Origin of the sequence: Pseudomonas frederiksbergensis (assembly GCF_003732705.1) — a bacterium.
Lineage (GTDB): Bacteria > Pseudomonadota > Gammaproteobacteria > Pseudomonadales > Pseudomonadaceae > Aquipseudomonas > Aquipseudomonas frederiksbergensis_F.
Window position 1 is genome coordinate 57294 of sequence record NZ_MOBR01000004.1, and the last position, 19714, is coordinate 77007.

19 protein-coding genes are annotated in these 19714 nt (G+C 60.3%); 5 read left to right on the forward strand and 14 right to left on the reverse strand.

All coding sequences use genetic code 11. The features are described from left to right. Positions 1 to 90: 90 nt before the first annotated feature. Both pgeF and rluD read right to left on the reverse strand, forming a co-directional pair. Entirely contained in the window at positions 91 to 816 is a 726-nt protein-coding gene (gene pgeF / locus BK667_RS02410) for a peptidoglycan editing factor PgeF (RefSeq protein WP_123596702.1), read from the reverse strand. Next, positions 813 to 1775 carry a 23S rRNA pseudouridine(1911/1915/1917) synthase RluD gene (gene rluD, locus BK667_RS02415; protein ID WP_007942311.1) on the reverse strand — a complete coding sequence of 321 codons (963 nt, stop codon included), beginning with the start codon at positions 1773 to 1775 and terminating at the stop codon, positions 813 to 815. The genes pgeF and rluD overlap by 4 nt, the downstream gene beginning before the upstream one ends. A 151-nt stretch (positions 1776 to 1926) precedes the next feature. On the opposite strand from rluD, the gene BK667_RS02420 reads away from it, so the two are divergent. The 4 genes from BK667_RS02420 to BK667_RS02435 all read left to right on the forward strand — a co-directional run bounded on the left by BK667_RS02420 (position 1927) and on the right by BK667_RS02435 (position 6230). Then, positions 1927 to 2949 (forward strand): outer membrane protein assembly factor BamD, encoded by a 1023-nt coding sequence (locus BK667_RS02420; protein ID WP_123514562.1) that lies wholly within the window; start codon positions 1927 to 1929, stop codon positions 2947 to 2949. Positions 2950 to 3074: 125 nt separating this feature from the next. Further along, a complete protein-coding gene (locus BK667_RS02425; protein ID WP_123514560.1) occupies positions 3075 to 3308 on the forward strand; it encodes a PP0621 family protein in 234 nt (77 codons plus the stop codon). Then, entirely contained in the window at positions 3298 to 4887 is a 1590-nt protein-coding gene (locus BK667_RS02430; RefSeq protein WP_123596703.1) for a sensor histidine kinase, read from the forward strand. The genes BK667_RS02425 and BK667_RS02430 overlap by 11 nt, the downstream gene beginning before the upstream one ends. Positions 4888 to 4889: 2 nt before the next feature. After that, positions 4890 to 6230: a sigma-54-dependent transcriptional regulator gene (locus BK667_RS02435; protein ID WP_123596704.1), complete on the forward strand. Its 1341-nt coding sequence runs from the start codon at positions 4890 to 4892 to the stop codon at positions 6228 to 6230. 130 nt (positions 6231 to 6360) lie between these two features. Here the strand turns inward: BK667_RS02435 and thiO are convergent, their stop codons facing one another. The 7 genes from thiO to BK667_RS02470 are packed head-to-tail and all read right to left on the reverse strand — an operon-like array spanning position 6361 to position 13152. After that, complete coding sequence (gene thiO / locus BK667_RS02440) at positions 6361 to 7461, reverse strand: glycine oxidase ThiO (protein WP_123596705.1); 1101 nt, start codon at positions 7459 to 7461, stop codon at positions 6361 to 6363. Positions 7462 to 7517: 56 nt separating this feature from the next. Beyond that, a complete protein-coding gene (locus BK667_RS02445; protein WP_123514552.1) occupies positions 7518 to 7919 on the reverse strand; it encodes a type IV pilin protein in 402 nt (133 codons plus the stop codon). A 15-nt stretch (positions 7920 to 7934) separates the two neighbouring features. Beyond that, positions 7935 to 11042 carry a pilus assembly protein gene (locus BK667_RS02450; protein WP_123596706.1) on the reverse strand — a complete coding sequence of 1036 codons (3108 nt, stop codon included), beginning with the start codon at positions 11040 to 11042 and terminating at the stop codon, positions 7935 to 7937. Further along, on the reverse strand, positions 11029 to 11511 hold the full coding sequence (locus tag BK667_RS02455; protein ID WP_123514548.1) for a pilus assembly PilX family protein: 483 nt from the start codon (positions 11509 to 11511) through the stop codon (positions 11029 to 11031). The genes BK667_RS02450 and BK667_RS02455 overlap by 14 nt, the downstream gene beginning before the upstream one ends. Before the next feature lie 11 nt (positions 11512 to 11522). Next, a complete protein-coding gene (locus BK667_RS02460) occupies positions 11523 to 12236 on the reverse strand; it encodes a PilW family protein (RefSeq protein WP_123514546.1) in 714 nt (237 codons plus the stop codon). Continuing rightward, the gene (gene pilV, locus BK667_RS02465) at positions 12233 to 12682 is read right to left on the reverse strand and encodes a type IV pilus modification protein PilV (protein WP_123514544.1); all 450 of its coding nucleotides are present in this window, start codon (positions 12680 to 12682) and stop codon (positions 12233 to 12235) included. Before pilV ends, BK667_RS02460 begins: the two co-directional genes overlap by 4 nt. Next, entirely contained in the window at positions 12679 to 13152 is a 474-nt protein-coding gene (locus BK667_RS02470) for a GspH/FimT family pseudopilin (RefSeq protein WP_123596707.1), read from the reverse strand. Before BK667_RS02470 ends, pilV begins: the two co-directional genes overlap by 4 nt. Before the next feature lie 130 nt (positions 13153 to 13282). Here BK667_RS02470 and BK667_RS02475 point away from each other — a divergent pair, with 130 nt between their 5' ends. Beyond that, complete coding sequence (locus BK667_RS02475; protein WP_123596708.1) at positions 13283 to 13840, forward strand: GspH/FimT family pseudopilin; 558 nt, start codon at positions 13283 to 13285, stop codon at positions 13838 to 13840. On the opposite strand, the gene ispH is transcribed toward BK667_RS02475, so the two are convergent. The 5 genes from ispH to ribF form a co-directional block, all read right to left on the reverse strand. Continuing rightward, positions 13809 to 14756: a 4-hydroxy-3-methylbut-2-enyl diphosphate reductase gene (gene ispH / locus BK667_RS02480; protein ID WP_123514538.1), complete on the reverse strand. Its 948-nt coding sequence runs from the start codon at positions 14754 to 14756 to the stop codon at positions 13809 to 13811. The genes BK667_RS02475 and ispH overlap by 32 nt on opposite strands. A 140-nt stretch (positions 14757 to 14896) precedes the next feature. Beyond that, positions 14897 to 15334: an FKBP-type peptidyl-prolyl cis-trans isomerase gene (fkpB, locus tag BK667_RS02485; protein ID WP_185058169.1), complete on the reverse strand. Its 438-nt coding sequence runs from the start codon at positions 15332 to 15334 to the stop codon at positions 14897 to 14899. Positions 15335 to 15341: 7 nt separating this feature from the next. After that, entirely contained in the window at positions 15342 to 15854 is a 513-nt protein-coding gene (gene lspA, locus BK667_RS02490) for a signal peptidase II (RefSeq protein WP_054051366.1), read from the reverse strand. Continuing rightward, on the reverse strand, positions 15847 to 18678 hold the full coding sequence (ileS, locus tag BK667_RS02495; RefSeq protein WP_123596709.1) for an isoleucine--tRNA ligase: 2832 nt from the start codon (positions 18676 to 18678) through the stop codon (positions 15847 to 15849). Before ileS ends, lspA begins: the two co-directional genes overlap by 8 nt. After that, entirely contained in the window at positions 18679 to 19629 is a 951-nt protein-coding gene (gene ribF, locus BK667_RS02500) for a bifunctional riboflavin kinase/FAD synthetase (RefSeq protein WP_123596710.1), read from the reverse strand. Positions 19630 to 19714: the final 85 nt, after the last annotated feature.

The window sequence follows — 19714 nt, forward strand, 5'->3', positions numbered from 1 at the left end:
CCTGAGTGAAGAAACCTGCCAGATACCTCACTAGATGCGGTCGATTCTGGGAGTTTCAAGCGGCAAACAGTTGATGTAGATCAGGCAAGTCTAGCGTTCGAGCCAGACAAGGGAGGCAAACCGACCCGTGCGCGGACTGCGGCGGTAAGAAAAGAAGCGCGGATCGGTCACGGTACAGAAACCGCCACCATAAACAGCGGTGACACCGCGCGCAGCCAGACGCAAACGCGCCAGCTCATAAATGTCGGCCATGAACTTGCCGGCATTCTGACTCGGGACAAAGGCTTTTGCCGCTTCAGGCAGTTGCTGGATAAAGACTTCCCGAACTTCCGGGCCGACTTCGAAGGCTTGCGGGCCAATGGCCGGACCGAGCCAGACCAGCACTTCTTGCGGTGGCACCGCCAGGCTGTCGAGCGTCGCTTCGAGTACCCCCGCGGCCAACCCTCGCCAACCGGCATGGGCGGCGGCCACGCGAGTGCCGGCACGGTCGCAAAACAACGCGGGCAGGCAGTCGGCCGTCATCGCCGCGCAGGCGATACCGGGTGTTTGCGTCCAACTGGCGTCGGCAGTGGCTACCTGACTGGGGTCTGCGTGGGCCACGACAATGCCGTGAACCTGTTGCAGCCAGGCCGGTTGAATAGAGAAATGATCGGTGAGGCGACGGCGATTTTCGGCCACAGCTTCGGGACTGTCGTCGACGTGATCGCCGAGATTGAGGCTGTCGAACGGCGCCAGACTGACGCCGCCCGCACGGGTGGTAACGCAGGCTTTCACCCCGGCAGGCGCAGGCCAGTCGGGAATCAGCCAGTCACTCATCCGATGAACGCCTCACGGTCTTGCTTGAGCAGGGTCAGCAACCAGACGAAATCGTCCGGAAGTGGTGATTCCCAGCTCATGCGTTTACCGGTGGTCGGATGATCCAGCTCCAGGAACCGCGCATGCAGGGCCTGACGCGGGAAAGCCTTCAACGATTCGACCATGGTCACACTGGCTGCCGGCGGGATGCGGAAACGACCGCCGTAGGCAGGATCTCCGACCAACGGGTAGTTGATGTGGGCCATGTGCACACGAATCTGGTGCGTACGACCGGTTTCCAGCTTCACCCGCACATGCGTGTGGGAGCGGAAACGTTCGAGCACGCGGTAGTGGCTGACGGCTTGCTTGCCGCCTTCCATCACCGCCATGCGCTGGCGTTGCTGGCCGTGACGACCGATCGGCGCGTTGATCTTGCCACCGGCCGTTACCACGCCGATCACGATGCACTCGTAGATCCGGCTGACGCTGCGGCTCTGCAACTGTGTAACCAGCTGCGTCTGCGCTTGAATGGTCTTGGCCACCACCATCAGACCGGTGGTGTCCTTGTCCAGGCGATGCACGATACCGGCGCGGGGCACATTGATAATGTCCGGCACATGGTGCAGCAAGGCGTTGAGCAAGGTGCCGTCAGCGTGACCGGCAGCCGGATGCACCACCAGGCCCGCTGGCTTGTTGATGACCAGGATGTCGTCATCTTCGTAGACGATGTCCAGCTCAATGTCCTGAGCGATCCATTCGCCCTGAGCTTCCTGCTCGGCAGTGAGTTCAAGAATGGCACCACCATGAACAATGTCTCGCGGGCGGATAACCGCCCCATCCACAGTCAGGCGGCCGTCTTTGATCCAGGCGGAAAGGCGCGAGCGCGAGTGCTCAGCGAATAATTGTGCGGCGACTTGATCGAGGCGTTGGCCGCCCAATTCGGACGGCACCTCTGCGCGAAGTTCAATTTTATCGGACATGCTCAGACTAGGCGTCGGCACAGCCTTTGGTTTCGGCTGCGCGCTTGTGGTTAAATACGGCGTCTTTTGCCCCGAGGCTATTCAACGGGGCGCTCATCATAACAGGACGGCCCCGCCCAAGACAGCGGCCGTCATAGGGACGCAAGCCGCCATGCAAGTGAAACACCTGCTGCTGATCGCCATCCTCGCATTGACCGCTGCTTGCTCATCGAAGGAAGTCGTAGACGAAAACCTGAGCGAAGTCGAGCTGTACCAGCAGGCTCAGCACGATCTGGACAACAATAGCTACACCGCCGCCACAGCCAAGCTGAAGGCGCTGGAGTCGCGTTATCCGTTCGGGCGCTATGCTGATCAGGCTCAACTCGAGCTCATCTACGCCAACTACAAGAACGCCGAGCCTGAGGCTGCGAAGTCTGCCGCCGAGCGTTTCATTCGTTTGCACCCACAGCATCCGAACGTGGATTACGCGTATTACCTCAAGGGTCTGACTTCCTTTGACCAGGACGTCGGCCTGCTGGCGCGCTTCCTGCCGCTGGACATGACCAAGCGTGACCCGGGCGCTGCCCGCGACTCGTACAACGAGTTCGCCCAGCTCACCAGCCGCTACCCGAACAGCCGCTACTCGCCGGATGCCAAGCAGCGCATGATTTACCTGCGCAACCTACTGGCCTCCTACGAGATTCACGTTGCCGACTACTACCTGACCCGTCAGGCCTATGTCGCCGCCGCGAACCGTGGTCGTTATGTGGTGGAAAACTTCCAGGAAACCCCATCGGTCGGTGACGGTCTGGCGGTGATGGTCGAGGCCTACCAGCGCCTGCACCTGGACGAACTGGCCAACACCAGCCTCGAAACCCTGAAGCTCAACTACCCGAACCACCCAAGCCTGGTGGACGGTCAGTTCAAGCCATCGGTCGACGAAGCGGACAACCGTTCGTGGCTGAGCAAGGCCACCTTGGGCCTGATCGAATCCCGTCCGCCGCTGCCGCCGGGTGAAACCCGCGCCAACCAGGACGTGCAGAAGCAATTCCAGGACGCCAAAGACGCGATTCCGAACGATCTCAAGCCTAGAGACAGCAACGGCGACGTGATCGAAGAAGAGCAACACGAAGCGGAAGGCAACAACAGCGACCGTTCGTGGTTCAGCTACATGACCTTCGGTGTGTTCGACTGACACCACAGGCTGTGCAAAAAGGGAGACTCTCGAGTCTCCCTTTTTTATTGTCGCGATTTATTACGCTGTGCGCCTGACATGTCCTTGGCTAAACTGCCTGATCATCATTCGAAAAGCAGCCCACCATGGTTCGTTTACTGTTCTGGATCGCCCTGATTGCCGCAGCGGTATGGTTTTGGCGCAAGTTCAAGGGTTCGGCTTCCGTCTCCCGGCCCAATGCCGAACTGGAAGCGGCGCCAATGGTTCGCTGTGCCCACTGCGGCGTGCACCTGCCCCGTGATCGTGCGCTGAGCCTTCAACAACAGTGGTATTGCAGCCAGGCTCACCTTGAGCAAGGCCCGGGCTCCAGTGATCGCTGAGGCTTCCAGCCCCGGCAGCAAACAGGCCCAGCGACTGCTGCGCCTCTATCATCTTTACCGTTTAAGCGTCGGCATCACCTTGGTGCTGTTGATCTCCAGCAACATGGACAACCAGCTGCTGACGTTCGCCAATAACGACCTGCTGCGCAGCGGCAGTTGGTTGTACCTGGTGCTGAACATCTTGTTGGTGGTGTTCCTGGAGAACACCCGGCGTCCGGCGCAATTGTTCAGCCTGACGCTGGTCGACGTCTTGCTGCTATGCGGTCTGTTCTACGCCGCTGGCGGTGTGGCCAGCGCCATTGGCAATTTATTGATCGTGTCGGTGGCCATCGGCAACACCCTGTTGCGCGGGCGGATCGGCCTGTTGATTGCCGCGGTCGCAGCCCTGGGCATCGTCGGTTTGAGTTTCCTGCAGAGCTTCTCCCGCCCCACCAGCCCCAGCGACTACCTGCAAGCCGGCACCCTTGGCGCCCTGTGTTTTGCTGCGGCGTTGCTGGTGCAGGGGTTGATCCGGCGCCTGGAAGTCAGCGAACACCTGGCCGAGCAGCGGGCCAGTGAAGTCATCGGCCTGGAGGCGCTCAACGCACTGATCCTGCAACGCATGCGCACCGGCATTCTGGTACTCGACGACCAGCGGCGGGTGCAACTGGCCAACCACAGCGCCCTGTCCCTGCTGGGTCAGGAACGTCTCGACGGCGAGTTGATCGATGATTACTCACCGACCTTGGTTGAACGCCTGCAACTGTGGCTCAACAACCCGACCTTGCGACCGCAAAGCCTGAAAATCGCCCGTTCCGGCCTGGAGCTGCAACCGAGCTTCATTGCCCTGGACCAAAGCCCGCACCATCAGACCCTGATCTTTCTTGAAGACCTCGCCCAGATCGCCCAGCAGGCGCAGCAACTGAAACTCGCTGCCCTGGGTCGCTTGACCGCCGGTATCGCCCACGAGATCCGCAATCCGCTGGGCGCCGTTAGTCATGCCGCGCAGTTGCTGCAGGAATCCGAGGAACTGAACGGCGCGGATCGGCGTCTGACCCAGATTATCCAAGACCACTCTCAGAGAATGAATCGGGTTATCGAAAACGTCCTGCAACTGTCCCGCCGCCAGCAAACCACCCCGCAACGACTCGATCTGAAGCCGTGGCTCGAGCAGTTCGTCGCCGAAACCCGTGAGGCCGCGACCGAACGCCAGCAGATTCACCTGCGCATCGGCATGGGCTACTTCAAAACGCTGATGGACCCGAATCAGTTGACGCAGGTTCTCGACAACTTATTGCGCAATGCCTGGCGTCACAGCGGCTTGACCCATGAAACCGCCGAGGTCTGGCTGGAGCTGTTTGTCGACGCTGACAGCCAGCTGCCGGTCCTCGAAGTGCTGGACAACGGCCCCGGTGTGGCGCCGGACCAGCAGGCCCATTTGTTCGAACCCTTCTTCACCACCAGTAGCCAAGGCACTGGCCTGGGGCTTTATCTGTCCCGTGAGCTGTGCGAAAGCAACCAGGCCCGCCTAGACTTCAAACCACGCCAAGGCGGCGGCTGCTTTCGCATCACCTTTGCACACGGACGGAAACAAAGTTGAACATGAGCCCACGGCAAAAAGTCCTGATCGTCGACGACGAACCGGATATCCGCGAACTCCTGGAAATCACCCTGGGACGGATGAAACTCGACACTTTCAGTGCCCGCAACCTCGGCGAAGCCCAGGCCCTGCTGGGCCGGGAAACATTCGATCTGTGCCTGACCGACATGCGCCTGCCCGATGGCACGGGTCTGGAACTGGTGCAACACATCCAGCAACGTTATCCCCAAGTGCCGGTGGCCATGATCACGGCCTATGGCAGCCTGGAAACCGCCATCAACGCCCTCAAGGCCGGCGCCTTCGATTTCCTGACCAAACCGGTGGACCTCGCCCGCTTGCGGGAGCTGGTCACCAGCGCCTTGCGCCTGCCTGCTCCGGGTGGCGCCGGTACCGCCATCGATCGCCGGTTGCTGGGCGATTCACTGCCGATGCGCAGCCTGCGCAAGCAAATAGACAAACTGGCCCGCAGCCAGGCCCCGGTGTACATCAGTGGCGAATCCGGCAGCGGCAAGGAGTTGGTCGCCCGCCTGATCCACGAACAAGGCCCACGCGCCAACCGGCCTTTCGTACCGGTCAACTGCGGGGCGATACCGTCGGAATTGATGGAAAGCGAATTCTTCGGCCATCGCAAGGGCAGTTTCAGCGGTGCCATCGAAGACAAACCCGGATTGTTCCAGGCAGCCCATGGCGGCACGTTATTCCTCGACGAAGTAGCGGATTTGCCGCTGGCGATGCAGGTCAAACTGCTGCGGGCGATTCAGGAAAAAGCCGTGCGTAGCGTCGGCGGCCAGCAGGAAATCGTGGTCGATGTGCGCATCCTCTGCGCCACCCACAAAGACCTCGACGCGGAAGTCAGCGCCGAACGTTTTCGCCAGGATTTGTACTACCGGCTCAACGTGATCGAGCTGCGTGTCCCGCCCTTGCGCGAACGCCGGGACGATATCGAGACACTGGCCAGTCATGTGCTCAAGCGACTGGCGGCCGGCACTGGCCACCCCGCCACCAAACTGCACCCGCAAGCCCTTGAAGCGCTGAAAGGCTACCGCTTCCCGGGCAATGTGCGGGAACTGGAGAACATGCTCGAGCGTGCTCACACCTTGTGCGAGAACAAACAAATCGAAGCTGGCGACTTGCGCCTGGCCGAAGGCAACTGCGCCGCTGAAACGGGCGTGCCGGACCTGACGCGGATCGACAATCTGGAAGATTATCTGGAAAACGTCGAGCGCAAACTCATCCTCCAGGCTTTGGAGGAAACCCGCTGGAACCGCACGGCAGCGGCACAGCGGTTGAATTTGTCGTTTCGATCGATGCGCTACAGGCTCAAGAAGTTAGGCCTGGATTGAAGGCCCCTTCGCGAGCAGGCTCGCTCCCACAGTTGATCTGAGGTGTTCTCAGATTATGTGTTCATCGCTGAACCCTGTGGGAGCGAGCCTGCTCGCGAAGACAATCTGACAGGCGCGGAAAACTCTGCGGTTAAATCCGCCCCTCTGGCGCATACGGCGCCGGATCAATAATCGGCGCCCTGCCCAGCATCACATCCGCAAACAACTGACACGACGCCGGCGCCAGCACCAGCCCATTGCGGTAATGCCCGCAGTTGAGCCAGAGACCGGCGAAACCCGGCACCCGGCCGATATACGGGATGCCTTCCGGCGAACCCGGCCGCAAACCGGCCCAGTGCCCCACCACCTCGGCATCGGCCAACGCCGGAATCAACTCCACGGCCGAGGCTTTCAGGCTTTCCAGCGCCGACTCGGTCGGGGTCTTGTCGAATCCTTCGTGCTCCAGCGTACTGCCGATCAGGATATGCCCGTCACGCCGCGGGATCGCATAGCGCCCCTTGGCCAGCACCATGCTCGGCAAAAAGTCCGCCGCGCACTTGTAGAGAATCATCTGCCCTTTGACCGGTTCGACTGGCAGCTCCAACCCGAGACTCTTGAGCAGATCACCGCTCCAGGCGCCCGCCGTCAGGACCACCTGATCGCCGTGAATAGCGCCCGTAGACGTCTGCACTCCGACCACCGTGTCGCCTTCACGGATAAACCCGCTGACTTCACACTGCTCATGGATCGTCACGTTCGGCAGGGCCAACAGCGCCGCTTTCAGGGACTTGACCAGCCGCGGATTCCGCACATTGGCCACATCGGCCATGTAGATCGCCCGGGAAAAACCACCACCCAGCACGGGCACCGCGTCATGGGCCGCCGAGATATCCACAGCCCGCAACGGACGGTTTTCCCGTTTGGCCCAGGCAAGCGCTTCGGCCTCGTCATCCAGATCCAGCCAGTACAGCCCAGTGGTATGCACTTCAGGGTCGACACCGGTGGCAGCAAACAGCCGCGCGCCCAGCTGTGGATAAAAATCCTGGGACCAGTGAGCCAGCGCCGTGACCGCCGGGCTGTAACGCCACGGGTAAAGCGGCGAAACAATGCCTCCGCCGGCCCAGGAGGACTCCTGGCCAACGTTCGAGCGATCCAGCAACACAACGCTCTGCACTTCGGACGCGAGATTGAACGCGGTCAGCAGGCCAATCACCCCGCCGCCGACAATCACCACTTGCTGTTGCCTGCTCATGTTCTGATCCAACCGTTCAATAGACAGAGGGCGCAAAAGGCGCCCGAAAAAGAAACTCAGCGGCCCCAGCAATCCTTGGTGGTGGCCGTGGCGTTAACCATGTTTCTGACGCCGGTGTTGGTAATGGTGAAATCCCCGCACTTGTCAGTCGCCATGGAGGAACCGGGCTTGCGCACTGCCGTCAGCAGGAAGGTCTGATCGGTGATGGTCGGGGTGAGGGTGTAGAAATCGGTACCCGTACTCAAGACGGCTGGGATGGCGGCGGTATACGCATTGTTCTTGGAATAGAACCGCTCAAGAATCTGCGCCTGCTCGGTAAGCAGCCCGGCGACTTCGGTGCGCCGGCCTTTTTTCACATATTCGGTGAGGCTCGGATAGCCAATGGTGATGATGATCCCGATGATCGCAATCACGATCATGATTTCGATCAGGGTAAAACCTCGGTTGGATCTGCGCATTGCCTCAACTCTCACTTACTGTATTTGTCGCCACATGATGCGACGGCTGCCGCCACCGCCGGTTTTTCCCACCAGGGAACTGACATTGCCACTGGAGTCGTTCACGATCAGACGAGCCCCATTGTTGACGATTGCATTCAGCGTCGGAATCCCCCCGGTGAAAATCACCCCGCTGGAGATCGAATCCGCGCTATCGACCACCCCGTCGCCAGTGGTGTCGAGCAGCGCATAGTTGAGCATCTTACCGTTGAACGCATCCAGTTCGACCAGTTTGCCGGTGCCGAAACTGGCGCACGGGTCGGTGGTGTCGACGCTGGCAGTGGTAAACAAGACCCGTCCGGCCAGCAGGTTTGCCTGATTGATCACCCGCTCACCGGTCAGCACGTTGTTGTACACCAGCGGCAGGTACCAGCCCTTCTCGGTCGGGTAGGTCGTGTCATTCTGGCTCGTGGTGATGAACTGCCCGCCGGCACTGCCGGTGGTCACCCCCGTCACCGACTGGGCCTGCAAACTCGCCACGGTAATCTGGCCGGCCCCACCATCGGCATCCCACACTGAGTAAAACGCCTGAAGGTCCTTGTTGGTCTTATCCGCCGTCTCATTGAATTTCCCGGTGCCGAAAAACACTTGCTTGCCGCCCAGGGAATTGTCCGCCAGCAGTGGTTGCGCGGTAATCGGTTGCGTGGCGCCACCCGGGGTCGTGAACAACGGTTTGCCTGAAAACGCTACACCCCAGGTGTCGGTCGTGGCACCGCTCAGGTCAAACTTCCACAGACGTCCCTTCAAGTCGCCACCATAAGCGGCCTGCACTACGTTCTGCGAGTTGACCTTAAGCTTTACCGAGGACAGACCATTGGTGGTTTCCGTACTGTCGACGACAATTTTCTTGATCAACGAGCCGTCACGAATATCCACCACATACAACGCCGCCACACCCGAATTGCTTCCGTAGCCATTGGAAATGAACGCCGCCCAGCGCCCATCGGCCAAGCGTGCCACTTCGGGGCGAGCGTAGGCATAACCCAGATCATTGAAAACGTTCGCCGTGTTTGCCGTGGCCGGTGCGCTGAATTCCCACAACGCCTTGAAAACATTACCCGCCGATGCGTCGAACAATTGCACCGCGTAAAAAGTTCTGCCGCCCGCCCCTACCCCGCCCAGCGCCAGGGTTTTCCACGCAGTACCGAGTTGGGCATCGAACACACCGACCTGACCGTCCACCAAAAACTTGTGGCTCACGCCGTTGATGTAGGTGGGATCGGCAATGTAGCGCAACGACGGCAACACGCTGGACGGCATGTAGGCATAACGCCGGGCACCGTTGGCAGCGTTGATGACATTAAGGAAGCCGTCGTTGGCGTTGACCACCAGGCTGGCGCTCATGTTGGCGGCTTTGGTCGCCAGATAGGTGGTGTAGGTGGAATCGCCCACCAGGTCCGACGCAGTCTGGTCCGCCGGAGAGGCCGACGCGAGGGGCGAGTTGATGATGTCGCCCAGCAACACCGTACGCACTTTTAGCCCGGCCTTGTTGGTGCCCTTGCTCCACTCCACCAGATCATTGCCGACAATCCCGGTGGGCAGACTCAGGCCGAGGGATGTTTGCTGGGCCGGAGAAAAGTTGCTGTAGGCCAGGGTTATCGCAGCGTTGGTCAGGGTGTTCCAGGACTGATAGATCGGCGCGGTGGCGCCGGGCACGATGGCCGTGTCGGTAGTCCATAACACCGCCGCAGTGTTGACCGCGCCGCTGCTCGTGAAACCGAAGGCCTTGATTGTCCCGCGCCAGTCCTTGGGGTCGTAAGTGGTCTGGAAGTAACTCGACCCGCTGCTCAACGTACTGCTGCTGGTGACACCGCCACCGCCCGAGCCAGCCTTGGAGGTAATGTTGCTCAATGCCGAAGACAGCGCCGTGTTCAGGCCGGCGGCGTCGTTCGCCTGGTAATACAGGCCCTGGCCGTAGGCGGCGGCATCCGACAACATCTGGTTGGCCGAGGTAAAGCCCACGGTGTAAGTGTTCATGTACTGCTTGGGGAAATCCGCGGCGCTCCAGTTTTTGCCCGCCAGATCCGTACCGGTCGAACGCATGTCGATGTCGAAGGCGAACTTGGCGATGTCGTCCAGGTAGAGGGTGTCACCCTCGTCATCGCCACCGAGATTATTACCGTCGTTATTGATGCCGTCCCAGTTGGGCAAATGCGAGCCGCCCAGCGGATCGTTGGTCGGAAACGTTCGGTCGTAGGTCGGCAAGCCGTCGGTGATCGCCACGCCGTAGTTCTTCTGGCAGCGGTATTGGATCGGGCTGGTGTAGGTCGTCGGCGTCGAGTTGTAGTACGGCGCCATGCCGCGAAAGTACCGGGTGATTTCGTAGTAGGTTTCGGCCAGCGGCGTGTTGGCCACCGCGCCAAGCCCGTTAATTGCGCTGATCAGGGCGTTGTAGTTGGTGTCCGCCTGGGCTTGGGTCACGCTGCCCGTGACGACCGCCAGGTCGCTGACGGAACGCGCGATATAGCCGCCATTGGCGGAGTTGTTGCTGGTAGGCGGATTGAACGTCGCCAGACCGATCCGCAAGCCGCGGTTGCTGGCGACCAATGAGGTAGAGACGTTGCGCGCCACGTTGATGCGGTAATCGTTGGGAATCGAGCCGTTTGTAAAATCCCGGTTACTGCCGTTTGCCAATCCCACCAGGTACGAGAGGTAGTCGTCGGTGTAGCGGGTATTTTCATTGCCGACAGGATCCGGGAGCTTGATGCATTGCGGGGTCAGGCTGTTGTTGTAGAACGCGTAGGCGCCACCGGAGCAACCGGACGTCGGCAGGCTGGAGAGGAAGATCGAACTGCCGACGATGTCCGAAGAACTCAGGCACAGGCCGATAAAGGCGTTGCACTGCCGGGCCGGCGTGCGATTGACCGTCGGATCGAATCCCGCCGCGTAGATGATGGTGTTCATGCTGCCCGAGTCGTCGATCAGCAGCATCACATTCGGCGGCACTGCGGCGGCGCTCAGCAACGGTGAGTCCGATGGCGCGAAGGCATAGGCCGGCGCCATCAGGTACAGGCTCAGCAACGCGCCGAAAAGCATCTGCGCCCATCGTCGGCGCCAGCCACCGCGAGCATCAATACTTGGCATAGATGCTCTCCACCACACTACGAACGTTGTTGCCGACGATGCCGACTGCCGTGATCCGGTACAGCGTTGCCGAAGTGTTGCTTGGCACATTCACGGCAGTCAGCGTGGTGCCGATGTTCTGCACCCCGTAAAACCCGCCACCGGCAGCGACCCAGTTGACCCCCGACGAGGAATTGAGCCCCGCGCCGGACACCGTTGCCGATTCCACTGGCGGCGCGCATTGAGCCGTGGTGCCGCACACCGCCAGCGTGTAGGCCGGCAGTTGCACGGCACTTTCACCCATGCGCAAAGTCGCCTCGGCCAATTGGAAGGATTGATTACGCAGTGTCACGCTGCCAGCCATTTTTTCCTGGAGGGTCGCGTTCTGCATGGATGAAATGCCAATCAGGGTCAGCAGCAATAGAAACACCAGGCTGATCAACAAGGCCATTCCCTGTTGGTTTTTTGGTTTGTTTGTCTGGGTTCTCATCCGGCACTCACCTACTGAAGCCGGTTGCGCAAAGCGGCAACGACGGTGAAGGTTTGGTTGCGCACGCGATTGTTTGGATCGAATAGCGTCAGGGTCAGGCGCACACTGCGTATCAACGCGGGATTGGCTGGATTGGCGGTGTAACTGGACGCCACCACATCACTGGTGCTCGTGGCCACGCCGAACAACACCCCGAATGCGCTGACGTTATTGACCAGCACCGCCTGAGTTGGCGTGCCATGTCCGGATCCCATCAACAGCTGGTTGTTGCTGAAGCTGTAAATCAACCGACGAATCGGAAAAGCCATTTGCCCGGAGGCCGGGGTCCGTAAGTCCGTATAGGCCGTCGCGCTGTTTCGACAGTCGGAAAGCACGGTCCAGGTGGGCGTACCGCCGTTGCTGCCTACGTCCGCCGTCACCAGGGTGAGTTTGAGATTGGCGTTATCCCAACTGATCGGCGCGATCTGACTGGCATTGAAGTCGCTGGTAGAACTGGCATCCGTCACCGTCCCCAAACAACCAAACATGCCCACCATACGAATTTCCTGAATCATCTTGCTCAACACGAACCGCGCATCTTCCTGCATCCCGGCGGCGGTGTTCTGGCTGACGTAGGTGTTCTTGGCCGAGATGAACACCTGCGCCACACCCAGCACAACGATCAGGCTCAATGCCAGGGCGATCAGCAATTCGATCAGGCCGAAACCTCGGTTGGAGTGCTTCATGGTGTCGCCACCGGATCGACGGCGGCACGACTGGTCAGGACAAAGCTGCGGCGTGAATTGGCAGCCTTGGCGGCTCGAGAATCATCCCAGTTGATGGTGATGGTGTAGACCCGCTGATTCAGCGCCACGCTACCGGTGGCGGTGGCACCGCCGAAGTTGATGATATTGGTGGTGAAATCGTAGAGGTCCTGGTCCCGGGCGACGCTCAGGTTAGGTGACGTTGGAGGCGTGACGGTGTAATCGGCACCGGAGTTGGCGCGGATGCGATCCATCATGTCGTAGGCGATAAAACTCGCCTGGCTGGTCATCCGCGCGCTGTCGGTGTACTTGAGCGCATTGAGCTGAATCGCCGCCGCCCCCAACAGCCCCACGGTCAGAATCAACAACGCGACCAATACCTCGATCAGCGTCATGCCCTCCTGTGCTCGCCTGCTCCGTTCCCTCATCCGCAATTTCCACCCAATAGAATCCGTCCGTTCAAACACACATTCAGCGTCCTGCTTTGCGCCCCCAGGCTATACGTGATCACCACCGCCGTGGACGGGGACGACAAACCACCCAGATTGTTGAAATCGATGGCGGTCACTCCTGAGGTTAGCGCTAGAGTCGCACCGGTGCTCAGCGCTGGAACAACCCGCAATACATTGGCTGGATTGCCAGTACCGTCGTAGACCGTCAACTCCCCGGTCCAGACGCTGCCGCCGGCGGTCGGCCGCAGTCGCGTGGTAATGCCCCGGTCGATGGCCTCCAGCCGGGCGAAATTAAGCGCGCGTTGCAGGTCGCCAATCTCGGTATCGGCCCGGGTGCCTTGCACCGAACGGGTAAACATCGGCACCGCCATCGTGATCAAAACCAGAAAAACCGCGAGCGTGATCAGCACCTCGACCAGCGTGAAACCTTTTGTACGATGATCCATCGGTGCCCTCCGTTGCCGTCGGCTATACCTGCTTCTACACGCTAGAACATTCGACCGGCAGATGTACGGTTGTTTTGCCATTACTCGCGCATGGATTGCGCGAACCGCACCGTTCCACGGAGGGAAAAACATGCATCAGCGAGGCTTCAGCCTGATCGAACTGCTTGTGGGACTGGCAATTACCGGGATTGTTCTGCTGTTGGTCAGTCCGGCGTTCGTCGCGCTGACTGAATCGAACCATCGGGAGGTGGCAGCGCAGTCGCTGATCAGTGGCATACGTAATGCCCGGACCGCAGCGCTTACGCATAACCAGAACGTGGTCATTCACGGCATTGACGGGGACTGGAGCCAGGGTTGGCGGATTATTCTGGATATCAGTGGCAAAGGACCGGAGGACAGCACTAATCCGCTGCTGGTCGAGCGCGCGAGTGGTGCTCGAGTACCGATTGTCGGCAATTGGCATGTTCAGCGGTATGTACGCTTCAGCCATCTAGGCCAACCGTTGACGCCGGGGGGAGCCTTTCAAGCGGGAACATTGCACCTCTGCGCGGCTCGCGAACCGGTCAGCCATCTACAAGTGGTACTGGCCCGGTCCGGCCGTGTGCGCCTGCAAAACCAGAAGGTCGAACAGGCGCTGTGTGCGCAGGAGAAAAGATTTAAAGCAAAGAGCGCACGCGCAATTCTTTAGGCATGGAGAACGTGATGTTCTCCTCGCGACCGGACAGTTCATCGGCACCGGTAGCGCCCCAGGCCTGCAACTGCTGGATCACACCACGCACCAGTACTTCAGGTGCGGAGGCGCCAGCGGTGATGCCGATACGCTCGACGCCATCGAACCAGCTCTTTTGCAGGTCTTCGGCACCGTCGATCAGGTAGGCCGGGGTAGCCATGCGTTCGGCCAGTTCCCGCAGGCGATTGGAGTTGGAGCTGTTCGGGCTGCCGACCACCAGCACCACGTCGCATTCGTCGGCCAGTTGCTTGACCGCGTCCTGGCGGTTTTGCGTGGCGTAGCAGATGTCGTCCTTGCGCGGACCACCGATGGCCGGGAAGCGCGCACGCAGGGCGTCAATAACGCGGCTGGTGTCGTCCATGGACAGGGTGGTCTGGGTCACGAACGCCAGTTTGTCGGGGTTGTGCACTTGCAGCGTGGCGACGTCTTTTTCGTCCTCAACCAGGTAAATCGCGCCGCCATTGGTGCCATCGTACTGGCCCATGGTGCCTTCGACTTCCGGGTGACCGGCGTGGCCGATCAGGATGCATTCACGACCGTCACGGCTGTAGCGCGCGACTTCGATGTGCACTTTGGTCACCAGCGGGCAGGTGGCGTCGAACACCTTCAGGCCTCGGCCAGCCGCTTCGGTGCGCACGGCCTGGGAAACGCCGTGGGCACTGAAGATCACGATGACGTCGTCCGGCACCTGATCCAGTTCCTCAACGAAGATCGCCCCGCGGGAACGCAGGTCTTCGACGACGAATTTGTTGTGGACCACTTCGTGGCGCACATAGATCGGCGGCCCGAAGACTTCCAGGGCGCGGTTGACGATTTCGATCGCCCGGTCCACGCCGGCGCAGAAGCCACGGGGGTTGGCGAGTTTGATTTGCATGCTGTGCCTCGTGTCTTGCGCGCAAGAAGTTAGATCATTACAACCTTGTAGGAGCAAAGCTTGCTCGCGATGGCGGTGTGTCAGTCAACATTGATGTTGAATGTGATGACGCCATCGCGAGCAAGCTATGCTCCTACGAGTTAAAGCCCTACGACGCTGATGATCTCGACGTCAAAGGTCAATGTCTTGCCAGCCAGCGGGTGATTGAAGTCGATGGTGACCTGGTCGTCATCGAATTCTTTCACGATACCGGGCAATTCAGTATTGGCCGCATCGTTGAAGATCACCAGCAAACCCGGCGACAGGTCCATGTCCTTGAACTGCGAACGCGGGATGATCTGCACGTTTTGCGGGTTGGGCTGGCCAAAAGCGTTTTCCGGCGCAATGGTCAGCGTACGTTTGTCGCCCGCCTTGAAGCCGAACAGCGCCGCTTCGAAACCTGGCAACAGGTTGCCGTCGCCGACCTTGAAGGTCGCCGGGGCTTTGTCGAAGGTGCTGTCGACCGTGTCGCCGTTCTCCAGGCGCAATGCAAAGTGCAAGGTGACTTCCGTGTTCTGGCGGATGCGTTGCTCAGCCAATACCTGTTCAGTCATGAACGGTTTCTCCGGTTTTCTTACTTTTGAACATATCCAGCGCAAGCATTACAGCACCGACGGAAATCGCACTGTCGGCAAAGTTGAACGCCGGGAAATACCAGCGGTTCTGCCAATGCACCAGAATGAAATCGATCACATGGCCCAGGGCTATGCGGTCATACAGATTGCCCAGCGCACCACCCAGCACCAGCGCCAATGCGATGGCCAGCCAGGTTTCGTTGCGGCCCAGGCGTTTAAGCCAGACCACCAGCACCGCACTGACCACCACCGCGATCAGGGCAAACAACCAGCGCTGCCAGCCAGAGCTGTCGGCCAGGAAGCTGAACGCCGCACCGGTGTTGTAGGCCAGGGTCCAGCTGAACAAATCGGGGATCACCACGATTTGCTGGTACATCTCGAGCTTGCCTTCGAAGTAGAACTTGCTGGCCTGGTCAATGACCAGGACCAGCAGGCTCAACCAAAGCCAGCTCAGCCGTCCAAAACGGCCAGCCGCGTTAGGCATAGTGACGAACCTCGCCCGCGCCGCTGATGTTGTCGACGCAACGACCGCAGATTTCCGGATGCTCCGGGTTCACGCCGACGTCTTCACGGCAGTGCCAGCAACGGGCGCACTTGGCGAAGGCCGACTTGACGATCTTCAGCTTCAGGCCGCTGACTTCGGTAACGACTGCGTCGGCCGGAGCCTGCACGAATGGTGCAACGCTGGCGGTAGAAGTGATTAATACAAAGCGCAGCTCGTTGCTCAGTTTGGCCAGGTCGGCGCTCAGCGCCTCTTCGGCAAACAGCGTCACTTCGGCTTGCAGGTTGCCACCGACAGCCTTGGCCGCGCGCTGGATTTCCATTTCCTTGTTGACCGCGACCTTCACCGCCATGATCCGCTCCCAGTAGGCGCGGCCCAGTTCGACGTTTTCCGGCAGTTCGGTCAGGCCTTCGTACCAGGTGTTGAGCATCACCGATTCGTTACGCTCGCCCGGCAGGTATTCCCACAATTCGTCGGCGGTGAACGCCAGGATCGGCGCGATCCAGCGCACCAGCGCTTCGCTGATGTGGTACAGCGCGGTTTGCGCCGAACGACGGGCCTTGCTGTTGGCGCCAGTGGTGTACTGGCGGTCCTTGATGATGTCGAGATAGAAACCGCCCAGCTCCTGCACGCAGAAGTTGTGGATCTTGGAGTAGACGTTCCAGAAGCGGTATTCACCGTAGTGCTCTTGCAGCTCGCGTTGCAGCAGCAGGGTGCGATCCACGGCCCAACGGTCCAGCGCGAGCATCTCTTCGGCCGGCAGGATGTCGGTGGCCGGGTTGAAACCGGTCAGGTTGGAGAGCAGGAAACGCGCGGTGTTACGGATGCGCCGGTAGGCGTCCGCACTGCGTTGCAGGATCTGCTCGGAAACCGCCATTTCACCCGAGTAATCGGTGGAAGCCACCCACAGGCGCATGATGTCGGCGCCCAAGGTGTCGTTGACCTTTTGCGGCGCGATCACGTTGCCCAACGATTTGGACATCTTGCGACCGGACTCATCCACGGTGAAGCCGTGGGTCAGCAGCTCGCGGTACGGCGCGTGATTGTCGATGGCGCAACCGGTCAGCAGCGACGAGTGGAACCAGCCACGGTGTTGGTCCGAGCCTTCCAGGTACAGGTCGGCGCGTGGGCCGGTCTCGTGACCCATCGGGTGCGAACCGCGCAGGACGTGCCAGTGCGTGGTGCCCGAATCGAACCAGACGTCCAGGGTGTCGCTGATCTTGTCGTACAGCGGCGCTTCGTCACCGAGCAGTTCGGCGGCGTCCATCTTGAACCAGGCTTCGATGCCTTCGACTTCGACGCGCTTGGCAACGATTTCCATCAGTTCGGTGGTACGTGGGTGCAGCTCGCCGCTTTCCTTGTTTAGGAAGAACGGGATTGGCACGCCCCAGTTGCGCTGGCGAGAGATGCACCAGTCCGGACGGTTGGCGATCATCGAATGCAGACGCGCCTGGCCCCAGGCCGGGACGAACTTGGTTTCTTCGATGGCTTTGATCGCGCGCTTGCGCAGGGTTTCGCCCGACGTCGGCTCTTTGTCCATGCCGATGAACCACTGCGCGGTAGCGCGGTAGATCAGCGGGGTCTTGTGACGCCAGCAGTGCATGTAGCTGTGTTCGATGATGGCGGTGTGCAGCAGCGCACCGACTTCGGTCAGTTTGTCGACGATGGCCGGGTTGGCTTTCCAGATGAACTGGCCGCCAAAGAATTCCAGCGATGGCACGTAAACGCCATTGCTCTGGACCGGGTTGAGGATGTCATCGTTGACCATGCCATAAGCTTTGCAGGTCACGAAGTCGTCCACGCCGTAGGCCGGGGCGGAGTGAACCACGCCAGTGCCAGCGCCCAGTTCCACGTACTCGGCCAGGTAAACCGGCGACAGGCGATCATAGAACGGGTGACGGAAATTGATCAGCTCCAGCTCTTTACCGGTGGTGGTCGCGATGACCGAACCTTCCAGGTTGTAACGGGCCAGGCACGACTCGACCAGCTCTTCAGCCAATACCAGCAGTTTGTCGCCGACATCGACCAGGGCGTAGTTGAATTCCGGGTGAACGTTCAGCGCCTGGTTGGCCGGGATGGTCCACGGGGTGGTGGTCCAGATCACGATCGAAGCAGGTTTGGCCAGCGATGCCAGACCGAAAGCGGCAGCCAGTTTGGCTTCATCGGCAATCGGGAAGGCGACGTCGATGGTCGAGGATTTTTTGTTCTCGTACTCGACTTCCGCTTCAGCCAGGGCCGAACCGCAGTCAAAGCACCAGTTCACAGGCTTGAGGCCCTTGAACACGAAACCGCCCTTGACGATTTCGGCCAAGGCGCGGATTTCACCGGCCTCGTTTTTGAAGTCCATGGTCTTGTACGGGTTGGCGAAGTCGCCCAACACGCCCAGACGGATGAATTCGGATTTCTGGCCTTCGATCTGCTCGGTGGCGTAGGCACGGCACAGTTCGCGGGTTTTGTCCGCGCCCAGGTTCTTGCCGTGGGTCACTTCGACTTTGTGCTCGATCGGCAGGCCATGGCAGTCCCAGCCCGGAACATAAGGCGCGTCGAAGCCCGACAGGGTCTTCGAGCGGATGATCATGTCCTTGAGAATCTTGTTCAGTGCGTGACCGATGTGAATCGTGCCGTTGGCGTACGGAGGGCCGTCGTGCAGAACGAACTTCGGACGATCCTTGCCAATTTCGCGCAACTTACCGTACAGGCCAATACTGTCCCAGCGCTGCAGAATCTGCGGTTCGCGCTGTGGCAGGCCGGCCTTCATTGGGAAGGCGGTGTCCGGAAGGTTTAGCGTGGCTTTATAGTCGGTCATTTAAGGCTCTTCATTAGCGATTGGCGCTAGGTGCGACAGGGCACGGGCGGCGGCGACATCCGCATTGATCGCCGTCTTAAGCGCCTCCAGAGAGGCGAAACGCTGCTCTTCACGCAGCTTGTGGTGGAAAACCACCGTCAAACGCCGGTCATACAGATCGCCGGCAAAATCTAAAAGATGGACTTCGAGGTGGGCTTTGCCATCCCCTTGGACCGTGGGGCGCACGCCGATATTAGCGACGCCGGGCCAGGTCTTGCCGTCGATGTCGACGTTGACCAGGAAAACCCCGGACAACGGCACCCGACGACGCTTGAGCTGGATGTTGGCGGTCGGCGTTCCGAGCTGGCGCGCCAGCTTCTGGCCATGCAGCACCCGCCCGGTAATCTGGAACGGCCGCCCGAGCAAGCGTTCGGCCAAGGCAAAGTCGGCAGCGGCCAATGCATTACGCACTTGGGTGCTGCTGACGCGAATACCATCCAGTTCGACGGTTTGCGCCGCTTCGACGGTAAAGCCTTGCAGGACGCCGGCCTGTTGCAGGAAATCGAAATCCCCGACCCGGTCGCAACCGAAACGGAAGTCGTCACCGACCTCCAGATGCTGCACGCCCAGGCCGTCCACCAGAATCGTATCGACGAATTCGGCGGCGCTGAGTTTGCTCAGTCGCTGGTTGAACGCCAGGCACAAGACCCGGTCGACGCCCTCTTCGGCCAGCAGTTGCAGTTTGTCCCGCAGCCGGGCCAGACGCGCCGGCGCGGTGTCGGGGGCAAAGAATTCCCGCGGCTGTGGCTCGAAAATCACCACGCAGCTGGGCACGCCCAACTCGAGCGCACGCTCACGCAGCCTGACCAGGATTGCCTGGTGACCACGGTGAACACCGTCAAAGTTGCCAATAGTGGCGACACAGCCCCGATGCTGGGGGCGCAGATTGTGGAGGCCTCGAACCAGCTGCATAACGCGCTTCTTGCTCATAAAGTGGTCGATTATAACCACACCCGGCGGCCGACGACAGGCAACACCGTAACCCAAAGTGATCGAG